Source organism: Vibrio campbellii CAIM 519 = NBRC 15631 = ATCC 25920 (genome assembly GCF_002163755.1).
Taxonomy (GTDB): domain Bacteria; phylum Pseudomonadota; class Gammaproteobacteria; order Enterobacterales; family Vibrionaceae; genus Vibrio; species Vibrio campbellii.
Window position 1 is genome coordinate 3,056,152 of record NZ_CP015863.1, and the last position, 20,663, is coordinate 3,076,814.

Annotated in this window: 16 protein-coding genes and 14 tRNA genes; 7 read left to right on the forward strand and 23 right to left on the reverse strand. The window is 46.9% G+C overall.

Annotation, left to right across the window (positions count from 1 at the left end; all coding sequences use genetic code 11):
* The first annotated feature begins 33 nt into the window (after window positions 1–33).
* Window positions 34–219, forward strand: a complete 186-nt coding sequence (locus A8140_RS14665; protein WP_005432777.1) for a DUF2065 domain-containing protein — start codon at window positions 34–36, stop codon at window positions 217–219.
* 112 nt (window positions 220–331) lie between these two features.
* Here the strand turns inward: A8140_RS14665 and hflC are convergent, their stop codons facing one another.
* The 8 genes from hflC to tsaE form a co-directional block, all read right to left on the reverse strand.
* Window positions 332–1,312 (reverse strand): protease modulator HflC, encoded by a 981-nt coding sequence (hflC, locus tag A8140_RS14670; RefSeq protein WP_005432778.1) that lies wholly within the window; start codon window positions 1,310–1,312, stop codon window positions 332–334.
* Between the two features lie 2 nt (window positions 1,313–1,314).
* Window positions 1,315–2,520: an FtsH protease activity modulator HflK gene (hflK, locus tag A8140_RS14675; RefSeq protein WP_005532171.1), complete on the reverse strand. Its 1,206-nt coding sequence runs from the start codon at window positions 2,518–2,520 to the stop codon at window positions 1,315–1,317.
* A 45-nt stretch (window positions 2,521–2,565) separates the two neighbouring features.
* A complete protein-coding gene (gene hflX, locus A8140_RS14680) occupies window positions 2,566–3,855 on the reverse strand; it encodes a ribosome rescue GTPase HflX (RefSeq protein ID WP_005532170.1) in 1,290 nt (429 codons plus the stop codon).
* Window positions 3,856–3,893: 38 nt separating this feature from the next.
* Complete coding sequence (hfq, locus tag A8140_RS14685; RefSeq protein ID WP_005438329.1) at window positions 3,894–4,157, reverse strand: RNA chaperone Hfq; 264 nt, start codon at window positions 4,155–4,157, stop codon at window positions 3,894–3,896.
* Window positions 4,158–4,351: 194 nt separating this feature from the next.
* On the reverse strand, window positions 4,352–5,284 hold the full coding sequence (gene miaA / locus A8140_RS14690; RefSeq protein ID WP_005438326.1) for a tRNA (adenosine(37)-N6)-dimethylallyltransferase MiaA: 933 nt from the start codon (window positions 5,282–5,284) through the stop codon (window positions 4,352–4,354).
* Window positions 5,281–7,326, reverse strand: a complete 2,046-nt coding sequence (mutL, locus tag A8140_RS14695) for a DNA mismatch repair endonuclease MutL (RefSeq protein WP_005532169.1) — start codon at window positions 7,324–7,326, stop codon at window positions 5,281–5,283. The genes miaA and mutL overlap by 4 nt, the downstream gene beginning before the upstream one ends.
* 18 nt (window positions 7,327–7,344) lie before the next feature.
* On the reverse strand, window positions 7,345–9,087 hold the full coding sequence (locus tag A8140_RS14700; protein WP_005532168.1) for a LysM peptidoglycan-binding domain-containing protein: 1,743 nt from the start codon (window positions 9,085–9,087) through the stop codon (window positions 7,345–7,347).
* On the reverse strand, window positions 9,081–9,545 hold the full coding sequence (tsaE, locus tag A8140_RS14705; protein WP_005532167.1) for a tRNA (adenosine(37)-N6)-threonylcarbamoyltransferase complex ATPase subunit type 1 TsaE: 465 nt from the start codon (window positions 9,543–9,545) through the stop codon (window positions 9,081–9,083). Before tsaE ends, A8140_RS14700 begins: the two co-directional genes overlap by 7 nt.
* Before the next feature lie 298 nt (window positions 9,546–9,843).
* Here tsaE and queG point away from each other — a divergent pair, with 298 nt between their 5' ends.
* The gene (gene queG, locus A8140_RS14710; RefSeq protein WP_005532166.1) at window positions 9,844–10,971 is read left to right on the forward strand and encodes a tRNA epoxyqueuosine(34) reductase QueG; all 1,128 of its coding nucleotides are present in this window, start codon (window positions 9,844–9,846) and stop codon (window positions 10,969–10,971) included.
* Window positions 10,972–11,500: 529 nt separating this feature from the next.
* Here queG and A8140_RS14715 read toward each other — a convergent pair.
* The 15 genes from A8140_RS14715 to orn form a co-directional block, all read right to left on the reverse strand.
* Window positions 11,501–11,577 (reverse strand) — tRNA-Met (locus A8140_RS14715).
* Between the two features lie 34 nt (window positions 11,578–11,611).
* Window positions 11,612–11,687, reverse strand: a tRNA-Gly gene (locus A8140_RS14720).
* A gap of 35 nt (window positions 11,688–11,722) precedes the next feature.
* Window positions 11,723–11,798 (reverse strand) — tRNA-Gly (locus tag A8140_RS14725).
* A 35-nt stretch (window positions 11,799–11,833) separates the two neighbouring features.
* Window positions 11,834–11,909: transfer RNA gene (locus A8140_RS14730), tRNA-Gly, on the reverse strand.
* Between the two features lie 18 nt (window positions 11,910–11,927).
* Window positions 11,928–12,004, reverse strand: a tRNA-Met gene (locus A8140_RS14735).
* 39 nt (window positions 12,005–12,043) lie between these two features.
* A tRNA-Gly gene (locus A8140_RS14740) sits at window positions 12,044–12,119 on the reverse strand.
* 18 nt (window positions 12,120–12,137) lie between these two features.
* Window positions 12,138–12,214 (reverse strand) — tRNA-Met (locus tag A8140_RS14745).
* 39 nt (window positions 12,215–12,253) lie between these two features.
* A tRNA-Gly gene (locus tag A8140_RS14750) sits at window positions 12,254–12,329 on the reverse strand.
* An 18-nt stretch (window positions 12,330–12,347) separates the two neighbouring features.
* Window positions 12,348–12,424, reverse strand: a tRNA-Met gene (locus A8140_RS14755).
* Between the two features lie 39 nt (window positions 12,425–12,463).
* Window positions 12,464–12,539, reverse strand: a tRNA-Gly gene (locus A8140_RS14760).
* 18 nt (window positions 12,540–12,557) lie between these two features.
* Window positions 12,558–12,634, reverse strand: a tRNA-Met gene (locus A8140_RS14765).
* 39 nt (window positions 12,635–12,673) lie between these two features.
* Window positions 12,674–12,749 (reverse strand) — tRNA-Gly (locus A8140_RS14770).
* 18 nt (window positions 12,750–12,767) lie between these two features.
* A tRNA-Met gene (locus tag A8140_RS14775) sits at window positions 12,768–12,844 on the reverse strand.
* Between the two features lie 39 nt (window positions 12,845–12,883).
* Window positions 12,884–12,959: transfer RNA gene (locus tag A8140_RS14780), tRNA-Gly, on the reverse strand.
* A gap of 156 nt (window positions 12,960–13,115) precedes the next feature.
* Window positions 13,116–13,661: an oligoribonuclease gene (gene orn / locus A8140_RS14785; RefSeq protein WP_005537149.1), complete on the reverse strand. Its 546-nt coding sequence runs from the start codon at window positions 13,659–13,661 to the stop codon at window positions 13,116–13,118.
* A 129-nt stretch (window positions 13,662–13,790) separates the two neighbouring features.
* On the opposite strand from orn, the gene rsgA reads away from it, so the two are divergent.
* From rsgA to A8140_RS14810, 5 genes are all read left to right on the forward strand, one after another.
* Complete coding sequence (gene rsgA, locus A8140_RS14790; protein ID WP_005537148.1) at window positions 13,791–14,855, forward strand: small ribosomal subunit biogenesis GTPase RsgA; 1,065 nt, start codon at window positions 13,791–13,793, stop codon at window positions 14,853–14,855.
* A gap of 116 nt (window positions 14,856–14,971) precedes the next feature.
* Window positions 14,972–15,829, forward strand: coding sequence for an archaetidylserine decarboxylase (asd, locus tag A8140_RS14795; protein ID WP_038863542.1), 858 nt, complete (start codon window positions 14,972–14,974; stop codon window positions 15,827–15,829).
* A gap of 174 nt (window positions 15,830–16,003) precedes the next feature.
* A complete protein-coding gene (locus A8140_RS14800; protein WP_005530945.1) occupies window positions 16,004–17,419 on the forward strand; it encodes an SLC13 family permease in 1,416 nt (471 codons plus the stop codon).
* A 286-nt stretch (window positions 17,420–17,705) separates the two neighbouring features.
* The gene (locus tag A8140_RS14805; RefSeq protein WP_005530944.1) at window positions 17,706–19,586 is read left to right on the forward strand and encodes a methyl-accepting chemotaxis protein; all 1,881 of its coding nucleotides are present in this window, start codon (window positions 17,706–17,708) and stop codon (window positions 19,584–19,586) included.
* Window positions 19,587–19,709: 123 nt separating this feature from the next.
* Window positions 19,710–20,597: a DMT family transporter gene (locus tag A8140_RS14810; RefSeq protein ID WP_005530943.1), complete on the forward strand. Its 888-nt coding sequence runs from the start codon at window positions 19,710–19,712 to the stop codon at window positions 20,595–20,597.
* Window positions 20,598–20,663: the final 66 nt, after the last annotated feature.

Below are 20,663 nucleotides of genomic sequence, written 5' to 3' on the forward strand. Positions count from 1 at the left end.
TATTTACTTTTCATAACTCAACTAGGAATCATGATGTCTGAGTCTATTTGGCTAGCGATAGGGCTAGTATTGATTGTTGAAGGTATTGGGCCGTTGGTCGCCCCAAATGGCTGGCGTAACATGGTGGCTCAGTTGAGTGAACAACCTGATAACCATTTACGTCGCATTGGTGGCTGCTTAGTAGTGGCCGGTGCTGTCATCGCTATCATGATGAGTTAATCGCACTTCTGAATCCTATCTCAAGTCTGTTTAGCACACACCGATAGGTGCAAAATAGAGATACAAAAAAGGCTCCATCACGGAGCCTTTTCAATTTGCTTGAACGCTGAGCTTATTTCGCTTCTGCGCCTTTCGCATTGTTCATGTATTGGAAGAATTCACTCTTCGGATCCAGAACAAGGATGTCACTCTTAGAGCTGAACGATTTCTCGTAAGCCTTTAGAGAGCGTAGGAAGCTGAAGAACTCAGGATCTTTATTGTACGCATCTGCGTAGATCTTCGCTGCTTCTGCATCTGCTGCACCTCGTGTTACACGAGCTGTTTTGTCTGCTTCTGCAAGAATCGTTGCCACTTCAAGCTCAGCTTGTGCACGGATGACTTCTGCTTTCTCACGACCTTGAGAGCGGAACTTACGCGCTACTGACTCACGTTCTGCACGCATACGACGGTAAATCGACTCACTGATTTCATCAGGTAGGTTGATTTTCTTAATACGAAAATCAACAACCCTAACACCAAGGTCTTTCATCGCACTTTCTCGCGTATCGCTGAGAACTTCAGACATAATCACATCACGTTCACCATCAATTTCTAGAGCTTTAAGAGCGGCTTCAGTCGTTAGTTCACCTTCAACCTCGCCGACCAAATCTTGGCTCTTCTTACGTGGCCCTGAAATAATCTGCTTGATTTCACGCGAACCAATTTCTGAACGTAAAACGTCAGTTACTTTACGCTCTAAAAGTGCTTCAGCTGTCAGCGTGTTACCGCCACCAGTCGCTAGATAGTAACGACCGAAATCTTCAATACGCCACTTCGCGTAGGTATCGATGATTACGTCTTTTTTCTCAGACGTTACGAAACGGTCAGCACGGCCATCCATTGTTTGGATACGTGCGTCCAGTTTTTTAACACGATCGAACAGCGGCATTTTAAAATGCAAACCCGGCTCGTAAATTCGAGTGATGTCGTTATTGTCTTTTAAGACACGACCGAATCGAACCACAATACCGCGTTCACCTTCAGGAATCACAAACAGTGACATCAGCATTAATGCCAGTGCGATGACCAGTACAGGGATCATTAACTTACGCATTCTTAGTATCTCCCTTGACGTGTACCAGTTGAACGAGACTGCATGTTCGAAGTGTCTTCTTGCGAACGCTCAGATTCCAATTGGATATGATCGTACGTTGAAGTCGATTTCGATTTACGTTTAGTGTCTGTTTGACCATCTTGACCAGCCAATTTATCAATTGGAAGGTAAAGAAGGTTGCCGCTAGATTCAGAGTCAATCAGCACTTTCGATGTGCTTGAGTAAACCTCTTCCATAGTGTCTAGGTACAGACGGTCACGAGTTACACCCGGTGCCGCTTGGTATTCAGGTAGTAGTTTTTCAAACTGAGCTACTTGACCAAGTGCTTCGTTAGTTACACGCTCGTTGTAACCTTGCGCTTCTTTCTTCAAACGCTCTGCACGACCAGTTGCTTTAGGCAAGATTTCGTTCTTGTAAGCTTCTGCTTCACGGATGAAACGCTCTTCATCCTCACGTGCTGCGATTGCATCATCAAACGCATCTTTCACTTGCTCTGGCGGACGCGCAGACTGGAAGTTCACGTCAACAATCACGATGCCCATATCGTAGCTATCGATGATTTGGTTTAGCGTTTCTTGTGTCGTTTGACGGATTTGCTGACGACCACTTGTTAGGATGCTATCCATCAGTGAGTCACCAATTACCGCACGTAACGCAGAATCCGTTGCTTGACGCAAGCTGTCATCAGCATTGGTTACGCGATATAGATATTTGTATGGGTCAGCAACACGGTATTGAACGTCCATCGCTACCGTTACTACGTTTTCATCTTTAGTCAGCATTAGACCTGATGCACGTAGCGAACGAATCGCTTGCACGTTAACCGCTTCGTATTCGTCGATAAAACGAGGACGCCAGTTCAGACCTGGGTCCACGATACGGTCGTATTTACCTAAACGCAGCACGACACCGCGCTCTGCTTCACCGATGGTGTAAAAGCCAGCGAAGAACCACACCGCAATCGCGATAACTGCAATGACACCAAAGCCAATCGCACTACCGCCACCGCCGATAGGTGAACCACCGCCGCCGCCTTTTTTACCAAATTTGCCACCCAGCTTTTGACTCAGTTTGCTGAACACTTCATCTAAATCTGGCGGACCTTGATCTCGGCCACCAGGACGCTGGCCACCACGATTATTATTACCCCAAGGGTCATTATCGCGGCCATTGTTGCCGTTGTTATTTCCAGGCTCATTCCACGCCATTAGAAAGCTCCATCATTTGATATGACGTTATACTGTAGCAGTCCTTTAAGTGACTATAAAGTCGACTAAAACTGCCCCTTCTCTTTTTTCAAGTCTAGACCAATCTACCTGTTGCATTCGAATATTGATCAACAAGTTACCTTCCTGGTCATATTCCTCACGTTGAATACACTTCATTTGGAAGAATGTACTACGGAATCGTCCTTGATACTGTGGAGGAATTCGCAACTGATGCTCAACCATTTGCGACGCTAAACGCTCGGTCAGCGCGTCAAACAGAAGATCAATGCCTAATCCGTCCATCGCGGAAACCCAGACCGTACGAGGCACGCCTTCCTCATCACGTTCTATACGTGGTTTCTGCTCTTCTAGATTGTCAATCTTGTTCATTACTACGAGTGTCGGCACTTCATGTGCGTCGATCTCTTCTAAGACTTCATGAACAGCTTGAATATTCTCACGAAAACGCTCGTCACTGGCATCAACAACATGTAACAAAATGTCAGCTTCTTGCGTTTCCTGCAAGGTCGCTTTGAAGGCTGCCACCAAATCGTGAGGTAGGTGTCGGATAAAACCAACGGTATCTGCAAGTATTGCAGGCCCTACATCTGCTAACTCTATCTTACGTAAAGTTGGGTCAAGAGTAGCAAATAGTTGATCTGCCGCGTAAACGCCAGCTTCTGTAATACGGTTGAAGAGTGTAGACTTACCCGCGTTGGTGTAGCCCACGAGAGAAACCGTTGGGATTTCAGCTCGGTTTCGGGCACGACGCCCTTGTTCACGCTGCTTCGCGACTTTTTCAAGACGACGAAGGATAGCTTTAATTCTGTCACGCAATAAACGACGGTCGGTTTCTAACTGGGTTTCACCTGGCCCACGTAGACCGATGCCGCCTTTCTGCCTTTCAAGGTGCGTCCAACCGCGAATTAAACGAGTAGAAATATGACGAAGTTGGGCTAGCTCGACTTGCAGCTTACCTTCGTGTGTTCGTGCTCGTTGAGCAAAGATATCGAGGATGAGACCGGTGCGGTCGAGGACTCGACATTTGCACAGTGCTTCGAGGTTACGTTCTTGGGCAGGAGAGAGGGAGTGATTAAAAATCACAATTTCAGCACCAGTTAATTGTACCGCAGTAGCAATTTCTTGCGCCTTACCCTCTCCGACATAGTATTTCGGGTGTGGGGATTGACGACTGCCAGTCACAACTTGCAGCGCCTCTACCCCAGCGGAAGATACCAGCATTTCGAATTCAGCCAAGTCTTCCCATTCACCTTCTTGCGTGAAGTTGATATGAACAAGTACGGCTCGCTCACCGGATTCATAACGGTCAAACAAGCAATCAACTCCTTATTTTAGCAATACTAAATGAAGAATTAATCTTCAGATTTCTCTTGTGGACGGTCACCTTGAGGGCGATCACCACTGTGGTGGCTCACTGGACGAGCCGGAACAACGGTAGAGATTGCGTGCTTGTACACCATTTGGTTAACAGTGTTCTTCAATAGGATCACGAACTGATCGAAAGATTCGATCTGACCTTGCAGTTTAATACCGTTCACAAGGTAGATAGATACCGGGATACGCTCACGACGTAGCGCATTTAGGAATGGGTCTTGTAGAGATTGCCCCTTAGCCATTTTATTTTCCTTATTTAATTTGTAGTTGTAATTATTTAGCTAGTGGTGCAATGCAAAAGGTACTGCTTTTTGCATCTGAGCTAAACGAATCAAAAATGCACTCTAAGTAATTAGCAGCATAGTATAAAAACCGCCAATAACAGATCCTTTGAGAGTGCGTTCACGCAAAAACGATCACATTATACACAGCTATCTCAATCAGATGCTATTGCTTCTGACATGGTTTCAAGTGCCTGTTCAATGTTATCGCTATCCAACCAAGTTAAATCATTCCAGCTGCGTAACCAGGTGATTTGACGCTTGGCCAATTGACGAGTTGCACATATGCCACGAAAAACGGCTTCGTCGCGTGTGCAGTCCCCATCTAAGTACTCCCACATCTGTCTGTAGCCGACGCAACGGATAGAAGGAAGATCAGGGTGAAGATCTTTGCGCGCGTACAACGCTTTCATTTCCTCTTCAAAACCCGCTTCCATCATCTTATCGAAACGTAGTTCAATTCGACGGTGAAGTTCTGCCCTGTCCTTGGGAGCTATTGCAAACTGTTTGACTCGGTAAGGCAAGCTGTCGCCTTTTGTTTGAGTCAACTCAGTAAGAGTTTTACCTGAAATGCGGAATACTTCCAATGCCCTAGATAAACGTTGAGGATCATTAGGATGGATTCTCGCAGCTGACACAGGATCAATCTCTTTCAGCTCATCGTGCAACACCGACCAACCTTTAGTCAATGCCTCTTGCTCAATTTGCTGACGAATTTCAGGATTTGCAGCAGGAAGTGGTGATAAGCCTTCAAGTAAGGCTTTGTAATACAACATGGTTCCGCCGACTAGTAGCGGAATTTTTCCTTCTGCAACAATGTCATCCATTGCCTGTAGTGCATCACGACGGAAGTCCGCCGCAGAGTATGATTCACTTGGATCAAGAATATCGATAAGACGATGTGGCGCTAAGCTAAGCTCGCGCTCATCTGGCTTTGCTGTGCCGATATTCATGTCTTTGTAGATCAACGCCGAGTCCACGCTGATGATCTCAACTGGGTATCTCTGGCGAAGTCGAATCGCTAGCTCTGTTTTACCTGATGCTGTTGGCCCCATTAGAAATAGCGCCAAAGGTAGTTTGTCTGTCATGGTCTTAATTTGGCAATCGTGGCAGAGAAATCAACAGCAGACACAAATTTTGTATCTTCTAATGGCAATTGACCATGTCTTAGCTGTTCAAGTTCCGCAATAATTTGAATGGCTTCGGAAAGAGTATAGTGGCTCTTAACAGTAGTGACCTGCAAAGCAAGCCAATCTATCAGCTCTGATAGCAGCTGAACCGTTGCCACCTCTCCTCTCACGCGAGTTTGCGCGTAAGATAGCAGATCTGGTATCAAATTTTGTAAGTTTTGTTGACGCAGTGGTGATGGTACGCTCATGACCATTAAAGCTTTGTCATTTCGAGCTTTCAGTTGAATGCCCAACTGCGCAAAATCTTGCTGATAATCGCGCGCAAGCTCAACTAATTCCGGCTCTAACTTAACGGATAATGGAACCAACAGTGGCTGAGCTTTTAACGCTCCGTCACTTGGTGTGAGCTGACCTTTGGTCCGATAAAATTCCGCTCTTGGCAACGCGACCAAAGCTGCACCGCTATCGCTACTCATCAATACATACTGTTCGTCCACCACGGCCAGCGCTTTACTCAATGCCGTAACTGGCGGTAAAGCAGCTTCTGCCGATATGCTAACTGACGCTTTTAGAGCTTCTTTTTGAGGCTCAAAATCAGGCGTCTGAAGCAACTCGTGATAAGCGCGCACTTCTTGTTTACTTGGCGCAGGCTCTGCATGTCGTTGTTCTCTGTTAGAACTAGGTTTAGGCGCAGGTTTTGACTCAACCCAATCTGTTCGTCTGAAAGAGTCTGCCGGACGTGCTTCCCGCACAGAAGAATCACTTGATGCCCTATCGCGAAGTTTCGTTTCAAAGTCTGAACGCCCCGGATAAGCTGGAGTGTTATCAATCGCTTGATAGACTCGCCCAGGTACAGGTGAACCAGTTTGCTCCGGTTTACTTACTGGCTCCGGCAAACTTGCTGCTTCATGAGCAGACGTCATCGCCTCAAATGGTTCTATCGGCTGGGCAGGATCTGCATGGTGGAATGCAGATTCGTTTACGTGTGGTTTATCTATCACTGAGCTTTGCGCAAGCGCGTCTGCCAAAGCTTGATAGATAAAGTCATGCACTAAGCGGGCTTGATGGAAACGCACTTCATGCTTAGCAGGGTGCACGTTAACGTCCACTTGGTGCGGGTCGAGCTCAATAAACAATACATACGCGGCGAATTGATCCGGCTTTAAGCTGGTTTCGTAACTTTGGCGAATCGCGTGGTTGATCAACTTGTCACGCATCATGCGACCATTCACGTAGCAGTATTGTAAGTCACTCTGCTGTCTCGCCCCTTCTGGCGTGGTAATCCAGCCATGCAGCTTAAGACCTTGATGCTCCAATTCGATACGTAGCATATTACGCACAAAGGCATTACCACATACTGCAGCAATACGCTTTTCGGTTTGAAGCTGGTTCTTTGCCGCACGGTATTGGCGAATCATTTTGCCGTTATGGCGCACGTTGATAGTGACATCAAAGCGGCTCAATGCAATGCGCTTCAATAATTCATCGATATGAGCAAATTCAGTTTTCTCAGTACGAAGGAACTTACGACGAGCGGGGGTGTTAAAAAACAAATCGAGCACTTCAACCGACGTACCAATTGGGTGTGCGGTCGGTTGCAACTTAACCTTCATGTCGCGCCCTTCCGAATAGGCGCTCCAAGCTTGTTCTTGTGCCGCTGGACGAGAGGTTATGGTCAGGCGCGATACCGAACTGATACTCGCTAGCGCCTCACCACGGAAACCCAAACTCATGATAGCTTCAAGATCGTCCAATGTGTGGATCTTAGAGGTGGCATGACGACTCAACGCCAGACCTAACTCATCTTTCACAATCCCTTTGCCGTTATCGCGCACGCGAATCAGCTTAGCGCCCCCTTTCTCGATATCAATATCAATTCGAGTGGCACCAGAGTCGAGACTGTTTTCTACCAGTTCTTTCACGACAGAGGCGGGCCTTTCAACCACTTCCCCTGCCGCGATTTGGTTTGCCAGCCGAGCAGGCAAAATCTTAATGGTCATGATGAGTTATAAGCTCACTTATTTATTTGGAATGATCAGCACCTGTCCCACGGCGAGTTCATCAGAACGCAGGTTATTCGCTTTGCGGATGCTGGAAACACTCACGCCGTATTTCGATGCAATCTTACCTAGGTATTCACCACGAGCAACCTTGTGCTTGCGGATTGGTTTGTCCTTCACTGCGACCGTGATCTTCAATTTCTGACCAACCCAAACTGTGTCTGATTTCAGATTGTTCTCGCGACGAATATCCGCAATCTTCACCTTGTAATGGCTAGCGATCTTACCGAGGAACTCACCAGACTTAACAGTATGTGTGATCGTCTCGGTCTCAACGGTATTTGGGGTATTCGGTACAGAAACAGAAGCAGAAGCAGAAGCAGCGCCAGTACCAGGAATTTTCAACTTCTGACCAACCGCCAAACCGCTTGATTTAAGCTTGTTCGCGCTCATGATTGCTTTGGTCGACGTACCGTATTTCTGAGCAATCACAGACAACGACTCACCACGCTTCACTGTGTGAACCGAAGGCTTAGAAGAAGACGAGAACACCGTACCTTCTGGCGGGTTATCTTTCAGGTATTGCACTACCGCTTTAGTGATCGCTCGCGCTAACTTGTCTTGGTGAGAGCGCTGGAACAGCAGCTTCTCTTCCGTTGGGTTTGAGATAAAGCCCGTTTCAACCAACACAGACGGAATCTGCGGAGAGCGCAAAACTGCCAAGCTGGTATTGATTGGTTTCGAGTTGTGTAGACGAGCCACTTTGCCCATCTCACCTAGAATGTTTGTCGCTAATTTATAGCCTTCCTTCTGCGAATGGCTGAACTGAAGATCTAATAAGGTTTGGTTGACGTTGCGGTCATTTGAATTACTCACAAACGCCGTACCCGATCCGCCGAGCAATTCAGATTGTCTCTCGTGGTTTTCGACCCAACGTGAAATTTCAGTGTTTGCACGACGCGTGTTCAATACGAACACCGAACCACCGCGCGGCTTTGGTGAAGTAAACGCATCAGCGTGGATTGAAATCAATAAGTGTGCATTGTTCTCACGAGCAATTGCAACACGTCGGTTAAGGTTAACAAAGTAATCACCGCTGCGCGTCATTCGTGTTTTGATCCCCGGTACTGCATTTAATTGAGCAGAAAGCTTGCGAGAAATGCTCAGTACCGCGTCTTTTTCGTATTTGCGGCGTGATGGTCCAATCGAGCCTGGGTCTTCGCCACCGTGGCCTGGGTCAATCACAATAAGAATTTCTTGTGCACGTTGCACCGTGCTCATGTCTTTGCTCGGTGTCGTAGGCTTACTCGGTTTAGTCGCACTGGTTGCTGGTGTGGATTTCTTCGCACCATGCGGCAAATCGATCACTAAACGGTGGCCATATTGTCCAGCAGGTGTTGGTTTAAGCGTGAATAGCTCCGCTTTCACATTCTTCTTCAGCTCGAACACCAAACGGAATGTGCCTTTGTTCGGCGGCGAACTCTTACGAACGCGCTTTAACACAGGGCTGTCGGTTACCGTAACAGGTAACTTAGCTTGCATAGAGGTGTTTTTGAGATCAACCACTAAGCGATCCGGGCTAGATAAAGAGAAATAGGAATAGTCAGCTTCTGCACTCAGGTCGATGACGACACGAGTCTCATCAGGTGAAGGCCAAACTCGGAAACTTTTTACGACGTTAGCAAATGCTAAATTGGGGATGATAAGGAGAAAAGTGGCGACAAATGCCGCCACTACTCTAAATTTTGAAAGACTCAACATAGCTCCAATCGACTGAGTAACTGCACACCATATTCATTGTTCGCCGTTAATTCGGCTACGCGCTGCTCGCCCTGGTAGCGAATATCCACATCAAGATCCGGCTGTGGCAGCATTCCTTGCCCTTTTTCTGGCCATTCCACCAAACAAATCGCATCATCCGTGAAGTAATCGCGAATCCCCATGAATTCTAATTCTCCCGGATCAGCCAGTCGGTAAAGATCAAAATGGTAAACTTGCCACTTATCCAATTGATAAGGTTCAACCAAAGTATAGGTCGGGCTTTTTACATTTCCTTGATGACCAAGAGCACGGACAAAACCACGACTGAAGGTTGTTTTACCTGCACCCAGATCGCCATGCAAATAAATGGTGGTTTGTTGAGAACAAAGCTGAGCCAATGCGGTGCCCAGTGCTACCGTTTCATGCTCATCTTTAAGATTAAATTGTTTCGTGCTCATTGATGTTTCTCTAACTAATGATCGTTGACTATATAAAAATCAAAAGAACAGGAATAGTAAACTGTGTTGGTTTTGAGAGACAAGCTCTCAAATGTCATATATGCGAAAAAATGACCAAAAAAGACAAAACCTAATTACCTGATTCTATTGAGTGCATAAGCAAAATTACTCATGCCTACGTCAACTTTTGATGACTTGGTTTCAAAACCTATTTCTCGAATTTCTGTCTAGACTTTCTGGTGGCGCCCATTCATAAGATCCGGTAAGATCCGCCCCCCTTTTATCTCGGTGATAAAACATGAACTACGAACAACTCGCTCAACAAATCAAAATTTGGGGTAAAGAGCTCGGCTTCCAGAAAGTCGGTATCTGCGATGTTGATCTTAGTGAACATGAGGCCGCTCTGCAAAAGTGGCTTGATGCTGGCTATCATGGCTCTATGGACTGGATGGCTCGTCACGGCATGATGCGCGCCAGGCCAAATGAACTTCTACCGGGAACAGTACGCGTCATCAGCGTGCGCATGGATTACCTACCACCAGAAGCCAAGTTTGCTTCCAATTTGGCAAATAAGAACCACGCATACATCAGTCGCTATGCACTTGGCCGTGATTATCACAAGTTGGTCAGAAAGCAGCTTAATAAGCTTGGCAAACTTATTGAGCAAGAAGTCGGCCAATATGGCTATCGCCCCTTTGTCGACTCAGCCCCTATCCTTGAACGCCCACTGGCTCAAAAAGCCGGGTTAGGCTGGACGGGCAAGCACTCTCTCATATTGGATAAGGACTGTGGCTCTTGGTTTTTCCTTGGCGAGTTACTTATCGACTTACCATTACCAGTAGACGAACCAAGTGTTGACCAATGTGACAAGTGTAAAGCGTGCATCACATCGTGTCCGACACAAGCAATCGTCGATGAAAAAGTCGTGGATGCTAGACGATGTATCTCGTATCTCACTATCGAATTTGATGGTGTTATTCCTGAAGAGTTCCGCAAGCCAATGGGAAATCGCATCTACGGGTGTGATGACTGCCAACTCGTTTGCCCTTGGAATCGATACGCAGACATAACCGAGCAAGACGACTTCCATCGCCGCGACAGTTTTGAAGACCCAGATCTCGTTACTATGTTCAATTGGGATGAGGCAACCTTCCTAAAACAAATGGAAGGGTCTGCGATCCGCCGAATTGGACACTTGCAATGGCTGCGTAATATTTCTGTCGCACTTGGTAATACAGAATACAGCCAAAGAACGATTGACGCTCTAGAGGCCCGTCGTGGTGAAAGTGAGTTACTAGATGAACATATTAATTGGGCTCTAGGACAACAACTCAGCCAAATTCCTACCGCTGAATCAGACTCTATCGAGACGAAGAAGAAGCGTTTAATTAGAATCGTCGAAAAAGGCCTTCCGAGAGACGCATAACGCGTAGCTCATATGCAAGAGATTGAAAACTCTTTTTACATGATCAATTTATGACCTTGTTCTCAATTCTGTAATGTGGAAAAAAATTAGAGAATTGCAAGATTTCAGGGAAGAGAAAAAAGTTAAACACAACCTGAAGAAATGATTAGGATCAAAAAAACACAAAATAATGATCCTGATTTAACGCACCCGATCCGCAATAAAACAAAGTTTTCCTATAAAAAACATACACTTATGCAATAAAGAAAAACTTTCATGGCTTTTGCATAAAGAAAAGATCTTTCTTTCTAGCTCATAAAATCCAAGCTGAAAACACTTTATCAACCAATTTATCCACAGAACAAGACATGTGGATAACTCTGTTAATTAATGAGCAGAAAGCACTCCGAACACCAGAATATTCGTTGCTCAGACAAGTCGTCTCATGTTTAAAACACAAACGAAATCGTCCGACATCGACTGATGCGGATTAAAATATTATTTTTCAGGGGTTCATGCTTCGCAGCATTATGAAAAGAGCGATGTGAATTGGTTGCGGGAGCCGGATTTGAACCGACGACCTTCGGGTTATGAGCCCGACGAGCTACCAAGCTGCTCCATCCCGCGTCCGTGTATTATCGCTTAATACGATAATAGAAACTGGAGCGACACACGAGGTTCGAACTCGTGACCTCAACCTTGGCAAGGTTGCGCTCTACCAACTGAGCTAGTGTCGCAATGTCACTGTTAAGCACAATGAGGACTATCAAATTGGAGCGACACACGAGGTTCGAACTCGTGACCTCAACCTTGGCAAGGTTGCGCTCTACCAACTGAGCTAGTGTCGCAATGTCATTGTTAAGCACAATGAGGGCTATCAAATTGGAGCGACACACGAGGTTCGAACTCGTGACCTCAACCTTGGCAAGGTTGCGCTCTACCAACTGAGCTAGTGTCGCATATTCTCGAAAGAGAATTGGTTGCGGGAGCCGGATTTGAACCGACGACCTTCGGGTTATGAGCCCGACGAGCTACCAGGCTGCTCCATCCCGCGTCCGTATTTCATTGTTAAGCACAATGAGAGCTATTAAATTGGAGCGACACACGAGGTTCGAACTCGTGACCTCAACCTTGGCAAGGTTGCGCTCTACCAACTGAGCTAGTGTCGCATATTCTCGAAAGAGAATTGGTTGCGGGAGCCGGATTTGAACCGACGACCTTCGGGTTATGAGCCCGACGAGCTACCAGGCTGCTCCATCCCGCGTCCGTGTTTCATTGTTAAGCACAATGAGAGCTATTAAATTGGAGCGACACACGAGGTTCGAACTCGTGACCTCAACCTTGGCAAGGTTGCGCTCTACCAACTGAGCTAGTGTCGCATATTCTCGAAAGAGAATTGGTTGCGGGAGCCGGATTTGAACCGACGACCTTCGGGTTATGAGCCCGACGAGCTACCAGGCTGCTCCATCCCGCGTCCGTATTTCATTGTTAAGCACAATGAGAGCTATTAAATTGGAGCGACACACGAGGTTCGAACTCGTGACCTCAACCTTGGCAAGGTTGCGCTCTACCAACTGAGCTAGTGTCGCATATTCTCGAAAGAGAATTGGTTGCGGGAGCCGGATTTGAACCGACGACCTTCGGGTTATGAGCCCGACGAGCTACCAGGCTGCTCCATCCCGCGTCCGTGTTTCATTGTTAAGCACAATGAGAGCTATTAAATTGGAGCGACACACGAGGTTCGAACTCGTGACCTCAACCTTGGCAAGGTTGCGCTCTACCAACTGAGCTAGTGTCGCATGTTCTCGAAAGAGAATTGGTTGCGGGAGCCGGATTTGAACCGACGACCTTCGGGTTATGAGCCCGACGAGCTACCAAGCTGCTCCATCCCGCGTCCGTATTTCATTGTTAAGCACAATGAGAGCTATCAAACTGGAGCGACACACGAGGTTCGAACTCGTGACCTCAACCTTGGCAAGGTTGCGCTCTACCAACTGAGCTAGTGTCGCATCAACAACGTTTCCGTCGTTCAGGGCTGCGAATTATAAGAGCATTTTTTTGTGATGCAAGTCCTTCGTTCAAAAAAACTTTATTTTTTTGCTGACAGATGAAAAAGCAAGCAAAACGCTCATTAATTACAACAATTTGGATCGCAGCCTTAACAGTTAGATCTTAAAGATCGTTTCGCGGTAGTACTTTAGCTCAGCAATCGACTCACGGATATCATCTAATGCTAGATGCGTGCCCTGCTTCGAAAAACCGTCTAACACTTCTGGTTTCCAGCGGCGAGTCAGTTCTTTTAGCGTACTCACGTCCAAATAACGGTAGTGGAAGTATTCTTCCAATTCAGGCATATGCTTGTACAAGAAACGGCGATCCTGACCAATGCTGTTACCACAAATTGGAGAAACACCCTTTGGTACCCATTTATCAAGAAATTCGATGGTCTGCGCAACAGCATCTTGTTCAGAAACATCACTGTTACGAACGCGCTCAACCAAGCCACTTGAAGTGTGCGTATTAGTACACCAATCATCCATCTTCGCCAGCTCTTCTTCAGGCTGATGTACAGCAAGAACAGGACCTTCAGCCAAAATATTCAATTCACTATCCGTGACGATAGAAGCAATTTCGATGATTTTGTGCGTTTCAGGATCGAGGCCTGTCATCTCTAAATCCACCCAAATCAGGTTTTGATCGCTAAAGGACATGGTTACGCCGCCTATTTGTTTATCGATAAAAGAGGTACTATACCTGAAAATACTTGAAACACGATACTCACGAGTTTGAGCCGAAAGCGTGCTCAATCAACTGAGTCAACTCACATTAAGTACAAGATTGTGGTAAAAAAGAAAAAGTTAACCAAAGGTCAGGTGCGCCGCGTACGCAGCAACCAACAAAAACGCCTAAAAAAGCAAGAAGAGTCCATCCAGTGGGATGAAACCATGCTAGGCGCAAGTAAACAGGGTCTCGTCATCACTCGTTTCGGTCAGCACGCTGACATCGAAGATCTAGAAACTGGTGAGGTGCAGCGCTGTAACCTTCGTCGTGGTATCGAATCACTGGTATCCGGCGACCGCGTACTTTGGCGTGAAGGACTTGAATCAATGGCAGGTATTTCTGGCGTGGTTGAAGCCGTAGAACCTCGCACATCGATGCTAACTCGTCCTGACTACTACGATGGCTTGAAACCTGTCGCCGCTAACATCGACCAAATGGTGATCGTGTCTTCGGTTTTACCTGAGCTCTCGCTCAACATCATTGACCGCTACTTGGTCGCATCAGAAACACTGAACATCGCACCACTGCTGGTACTCAACAAGATAGACCTACTTGCTGACGAAGATCGAGCAATGTACGAAGAGTGGCTAGAAGAATACAAACGTATTGGCTACAAAGTCCTGTTTGTGAGCAAGCAGTCAGGTGAAGGTATTGCCGAACTTGAAGAGCAACTGCGTGATCGTATCAATATCTTCGTTGGTCAATCTGGCGTAGGTAAATCGAGCCTAGTCAACGCACTAATGCCTGAACTTGAGCAGGAAGTGGAAGAAGGCGAGATCTCAGAGAATTCTGGTTTGGGTCAGCATACAACCACAGCAGCTCGCTTGTATCACATCCCAACTGGTGGCGATCTGATTGACTCTCCAGGGGTACGTGAATTTGGTTTGTGGCACCTAGAAGCAGAAGAAGTGACCAAAGCGTTCGTTGAATTCCGCCCTTATCTTGGCGGTTGTAAGTTCCGCGACTGTAAACACAATGATGATCCTGGCTGTATCTTGCGTGAAGCAGTAGAGAAAGGCGAAGTCAGTGAAGTGCGTTTTGAAAACTACCATCGAATTCTAGAGAGCATGGTAGAAAACAAAGCCAACCGTCAGTACTCACGTAACAAGAAAGCGGATCTGTAACTGAGTTAAGGCTGCAACTGTGTAAGAAATCATCACCTAATACTGACAAGCAGATGAAATTTCAGTAACATCACGCGCCCTAAAGCGAGAATCTAACAGAAGTATCGGAATTAAAGATGGACAAGATTAAAGTTGGACTGCAGTACTGGATCCCACAACATGGACTAACACGTCTAGTGGGTAAACTGGCTTCGGCTGAGGCTGGCGGTCTAACAACAGCAGTCATTCGCTGGTTTATCAAGCAATATAACGTGAACATGGATGAGGCGAAGCACTCCGATCCTAAGCACTTCAAAACCTTCAACGAGTTCTTTGTTCGTGAGCTAAAAGACGGCGCACGTCCAATCGCGGAAGGTGAAAAGGTGATCACTCACCCTGCGGACGCGTGCGTAAGCCAATTTGGTCCGATTGAAGATGGTCAGCTTATCCAAGCGAAAGGCCATAACTTCTCAGCACAAGAACTGCTTGGCGGTGACGCAAAACTAGCGGAAGAATTCCAAGACGGCTCCTTCGCAACCTTGTACCTATCACCTCGTGACTACCACCGTGTACACATGCCATGTGACGGCACGTTGCGTCAGATGATTTACGTACCTGGTGATCTATTCTCGGTAAACCCATTAACCGCAGAGAACGTGCCAAACCTATTCGCACGCAACGAACGCGTAGTATGTATCTTTGATACTGAGTTTGGCCCAATGGCACAAATACTGGTTGGCGCAACCATCGTAGGTAGCATCGAGCAAGTATGGGCCGGCACTATCACGCCACCACGTGGTAACTCGGTTTACAAATGGGACTACCCAGCAGAAGGCGATAAAGCGGTTATCTTGAAGAAAGGCGAAGAAATGGGTCGCTTCAAGCTTGGCTCAACCGTTATCAACCTGTTCGCAAAAGATGCTATCGCATTCGATGAAAGCATGGAAAATGGCAAGCCAACCGTAATGGGTACCCCTTACGCGCACCAGCAGTAAGCTTTCCGCTCAAACTGATTTTAATGCCTCCGCTCGCGGAGGCTTTTTTATTGACGAAAAGCAAAACTCTGTTCGAAATTTCGCCTCTATTTTTCAAACTCGTACTTGCCTCTAAGTACCTAAAAGCGCAATCAATTATTCTGCGTCGAGGGATGATTATAAAAGGGGCTGCCAATGCCAAAGATGAGTGCAGGCACACTGGTCAAGTTACTGGTGTGTTTTTTGATTCCACTCGGTGTCTTAATGATGCCGATAGATACCATTCCAATTGACAATCTCACTCTAATTCAACATCGCCTTCTGGCTATTTTCCTTCTTGCTGCACTACTTTGGGTTTTAGAACCAGTTCCCGTATTCGCTACTTCGATTCTTATCATCGCACTTGAATTGATCATTATATCGGACAAAGGCTTACATCTATTTCGTAATCCACCAGCGGGACATGATCTGGGTGAGTTAATTGCTTACACCGATATTTTCTCCGCCTTCTCCTCTCCCATCATTATCCTTTTCATGGGCGGCTTCGCTCTCGCTATTGCTGCCTCTAAATACGAGCTTGATAACAACCTTGCTCGTGTACTACTTAAGCCGTTTGGCACTCAGCCTAAGTTCATCATGTTAGGCTTAATGCTGATCACCGCCGTGTTCTCGATGTTTATGTCGAACACTGCAACAACCGTTATGATGCTAGCTCTCCTTGGCCCCATCGTTGCTTCGGCACCAAAAGGCGATTTGGGGATAAAAGCACTAGTTCTCTGTATTCCTATCGCCGCTAATACGGGTGGTATTGCAACACCAATTGGTACCCCGCCTAACGCAATTGCCTTGCAATATTTAACCGGAGAAAACAGCATCGATTTCCTATCTTGGATGATGATGGGCTTGCCTTTTGTCTTAGTGCAACTGACGCTGGCTTGGTTCTTATTGCAAAAGCTCTTCCCTTCTAGCGAACCAGAAATGAAGCTGCGCTTGGATGGTAAGTTCAAGAAGGGCTGGCGTGCGATCGTGGTTTACGTGACCTTCGCCATGACTATTCTGCTGTGGATGACAACCAAAGTGCACGGCATGAATACCTATGTCGTCGCCATCATTCCACTCGCTGTGTTCACCTTGACGGGCATCATGGGTAAAGAAGAGCTCAAGCTTATCAACTGGGATGTGCTGTGGCTGGTAGCTGGTGGTATCGCCATTGGTATTGCACTAGATAAAACGGGCTTGGCAGAAGCCCTCGCTCACGCAATAGATTATGAGTCCCTGTCTCCATTTGCGGTCGTCGTCGCCCTATCGATCGTGTGTTGGCTGATGGCCAACTTTATGTCCAACACTGCTACCGCGAACTTGTTGATGCCAATTGCAGCAGCGATTGGGGCTTCTATGCCGGGTCTGGTTGCTATCGGTGGCCTACAAGGTTTTTTGGTTGTGGTCGCCTTCTCGGCATCGCTCGGTATGATTTTGCCAGTCTCTACGCCACCTAACTCACTCGCTTACTCAACAGGCTTAATTGAAAGTAAAGACATGGCGAAGGTCGGTTTGATTATCGGCTTGGTCGGTCTGTTCATTGTCTATGGTGCTGTGATTATCTTGTTCTAACAAGCTAGCTTCGGGGTGGTTCACGCCGCCCCAGGCAATCCCTCTTTTACCCCTTGCTACTCACGATATATTTTAAGAAATTCACCTCTATTTCATAAACTTAAAAATCCCCCACATAATCAACATCTTGAATAAGAATCACACTATTTACCTCAAGTTACATAAGAAAATGTCGATAAATTCACTACAGCCTTTCATGTAACTTTCAGTGCTTGAATCGTCTCACACCCTTTGGAGTCACAGCTTGTGACATTGATCTTTTTGTCTGTTTTATGAAGGTAAGGCAATGAGAAGTACCATCAAACTAAAAATACAGATTGCGATTGCAGTCATTATCGCCATTGTTAGTGGCGTTCAAGCTTGGGTTTCCGTCAATCAACTGCGCACAGAAACCACTTCTACCCTTAATCGAGAGATTCAAAACATCTCTCAATCGACCAACCGTTACATCACCGATTGGCTGACAATTCGCAGCGATATGATGCTGGCAAATGAAAATATCATTGCAGGATCAGACGATGCCGATCGTGAAATGCTACTGACCAAGCGCGCTGGTAAGTTTTTATCGGTCTACGCTGGCTTCTCTGACGGCTCAATCGCCTACGGTGATAAGACGGAATCATGGCCTGCAGATTACGATCCACGCACTCGTCCTTGGTACCAAGATGCGATGGCAAAATCAGGGTTGATCATCACAGAGCCATACCAAGATTTCGATGGCAGCATTGTGGTTAGCTTTGCCAAAGCTTTTAATCAAGGTAAAAAAGGTGTGCTTGCTGCAGACTTGGCGGTAACTGACATCATCACTGAAGTGCTTAACATTCAGCTTGATAACGATGGTTTCGCGTTCCTAGTTGATGGCAACAACAACTTAGTGGCTTACAAAGATGAAAAGCTCAGCCAAAAGCCGCTGACAGAACTCAACCCAGCCTTAACTCATAGCACGATGATGACGCTAGCTGGTGATGCGAAGCTAGACACCATTCAATGGCCGAGCCAAGGCGATAAGCTGATTTATGTAGCGAAAGTGCCGAACACCGATTGGTCTTTAGGTATTGTTCAAGACAAACAAATGGCGTTTGCTTCTGTCTCTGATCAAGTGACATTTACCGCTATTGCTTCGATTGTGTTGTATCTGATTATTGCGGCAATCAGTACTTACATCATCACTCGCTTACTGCAGCCACTTCAAACGCTGTCTGATGCGCTTTCAGAGTTATCACAGGGCGAAGGCGATCTTACTCAGCGCATCAAGATCGAGCGCATGGATGAGATTGGGGAACTTGCCACTCACGTGAACCAGTTCCTTGCTCAAATGCAGACCATGTTGAAGAGTATTGTTGATAACAGTGAGCAACTTTCTGAGCAGGCTAATCAAGCAAATGAGCTATCTGCGATGGCTGCGGGTCGTGTTGAACATCAGCAAAATGACGTCAACCAAATTGCTACTGCTATTCATGAGATGTCAGCAACCGCTGCTGAGGTAGCAAGCCACGCAGAGCTAACAGCGAGCGCTTCGCAAAACTCCGCATCTGCTTGTATGGAAGGGCAAAACGTCATCCAGAAAAACCGTGAAGCGATTGTCGAACTGGCTGAACAAGTCAGTGATGCCGCCAGTGTGATTTCAGAGCTAGAAGCAAACACGCAAAGCATCAACCAAATCCTATCGACTATCCAAGGCATTGCTGAACAAACTAACTTGTTAGCACTTAACGCGGCAATTGAAGCGGCTCGTGCTGGTGAGCAAGGTCGCGGTTTTGCTGTAGTTGCTGATGAAGTACGTGTACTTAGCCAGCGCACCCATGGTTCGACGGAAGAAATCCGCACCATGATCGAAACATTGCAAAACAACACCAAGCTGGCAGTCAATAGCATGCAAACCAGCACCAGTTTGGCAGATACTAGCGTGGATTATGCTCAGCAAGCGCACGACAGCTTAACCAGCATCACCAACTCGATCACTGAGATCAACGACATGGCGATGCAAATCGCAAGCGCTGCAGAAGAGCAACGCGCGGTAAGCGAAGACATCAGCCGCAACACACAAGGCATTAAAGACGATGCCGACATGATTGCCGAACAATCGCTTAAAGGCAGTGAAGGCGCACGCCAGATGTACGATACCGCCAATACCATGCGTGAGAACATCAGTCGTTTTAAAGTGTAATCCTCCCTATCAAAAGCAGCTCAACGAGCTGCTTTTTTATTAGCGATAAGATGCTCTTTTACATCTCTATAAATTGATGCATATTAAAGCCCTTCCCCTGCTCTACAAGGATGTCTCGCAATCATGGGTTATGAATGGTTGGCGTTGTGTGCCGCTTTCCTATGGGCTGTTTCTAGCTTAATTTCTGTTGTTCCCGCTCAGCATCTTGGTGCGTTTGCCTATAGCCGTTGGCGTATGGGTTGTACCGCAGTGATCCTCTCCACAATGGCGTGGATAACGGGTGGCTGGTTCAGTGTATCGGCAGAACACATTACGCCGATGATGGCGTCCGGTTTGATTGGTATCTTTATTGGCGATACCGCGTTATTCGCTTGTTTGAACCGCATGGGGCCACGCCAAGCAGGCTTATTGTTTTCTTGTCATGCCGTCTTCTCTGCCATTCTGGGTTACTTCCTGTTTAGCGAAAGCATGACGGGTATGGAGCTGATTGGAGCAGCCTTGGTCTTCAGCGGTGTAGTGATGGCAATTTTCTATGGTCGACGCGGGCAAACCAGCAACGCGCTAGAAGAGATCAAAGGCAACGTTTGGATTGGCGTCGGGCTCGGTTTAACTGCCGCTATATGTCAGGCTCTAGGCGGCATCATCGCTAAACCTGTCATGCAAACCAGTGTCGATCCAGTCGCCGCTTCCGCGATTCGCATGATCAGTGCTTTCGTCGCACATTGCGCACTTTGGTTAATTGGCGCCAAAGTTGCTCGTGCGACTCAAACCATCACATGGAAAGTTTTTGGCATTACGGCATTAAACGGCTTTTTGGCCATGGCGGTGGGTATGACGTTGATTCTCTATGCCCTGCGTGAAGGTAATGTCGGGATGGTGGCTCTGCTGTCTTCAACAACGCCGATCATGTTGCTGCCATTGCTGTGGGTTTACACCAAAAAACGTCCGAATCGATTCGCTTGGTTTGGCGCTGCTCTGGCGGTCATAGGCACTGGCATCTTAGTGCACTAGATCAGGTTTAATGAGGGGCTGTTGACCTTAGTAATTGTTGAGCTTCGTAACTCACCGCCACCTTAC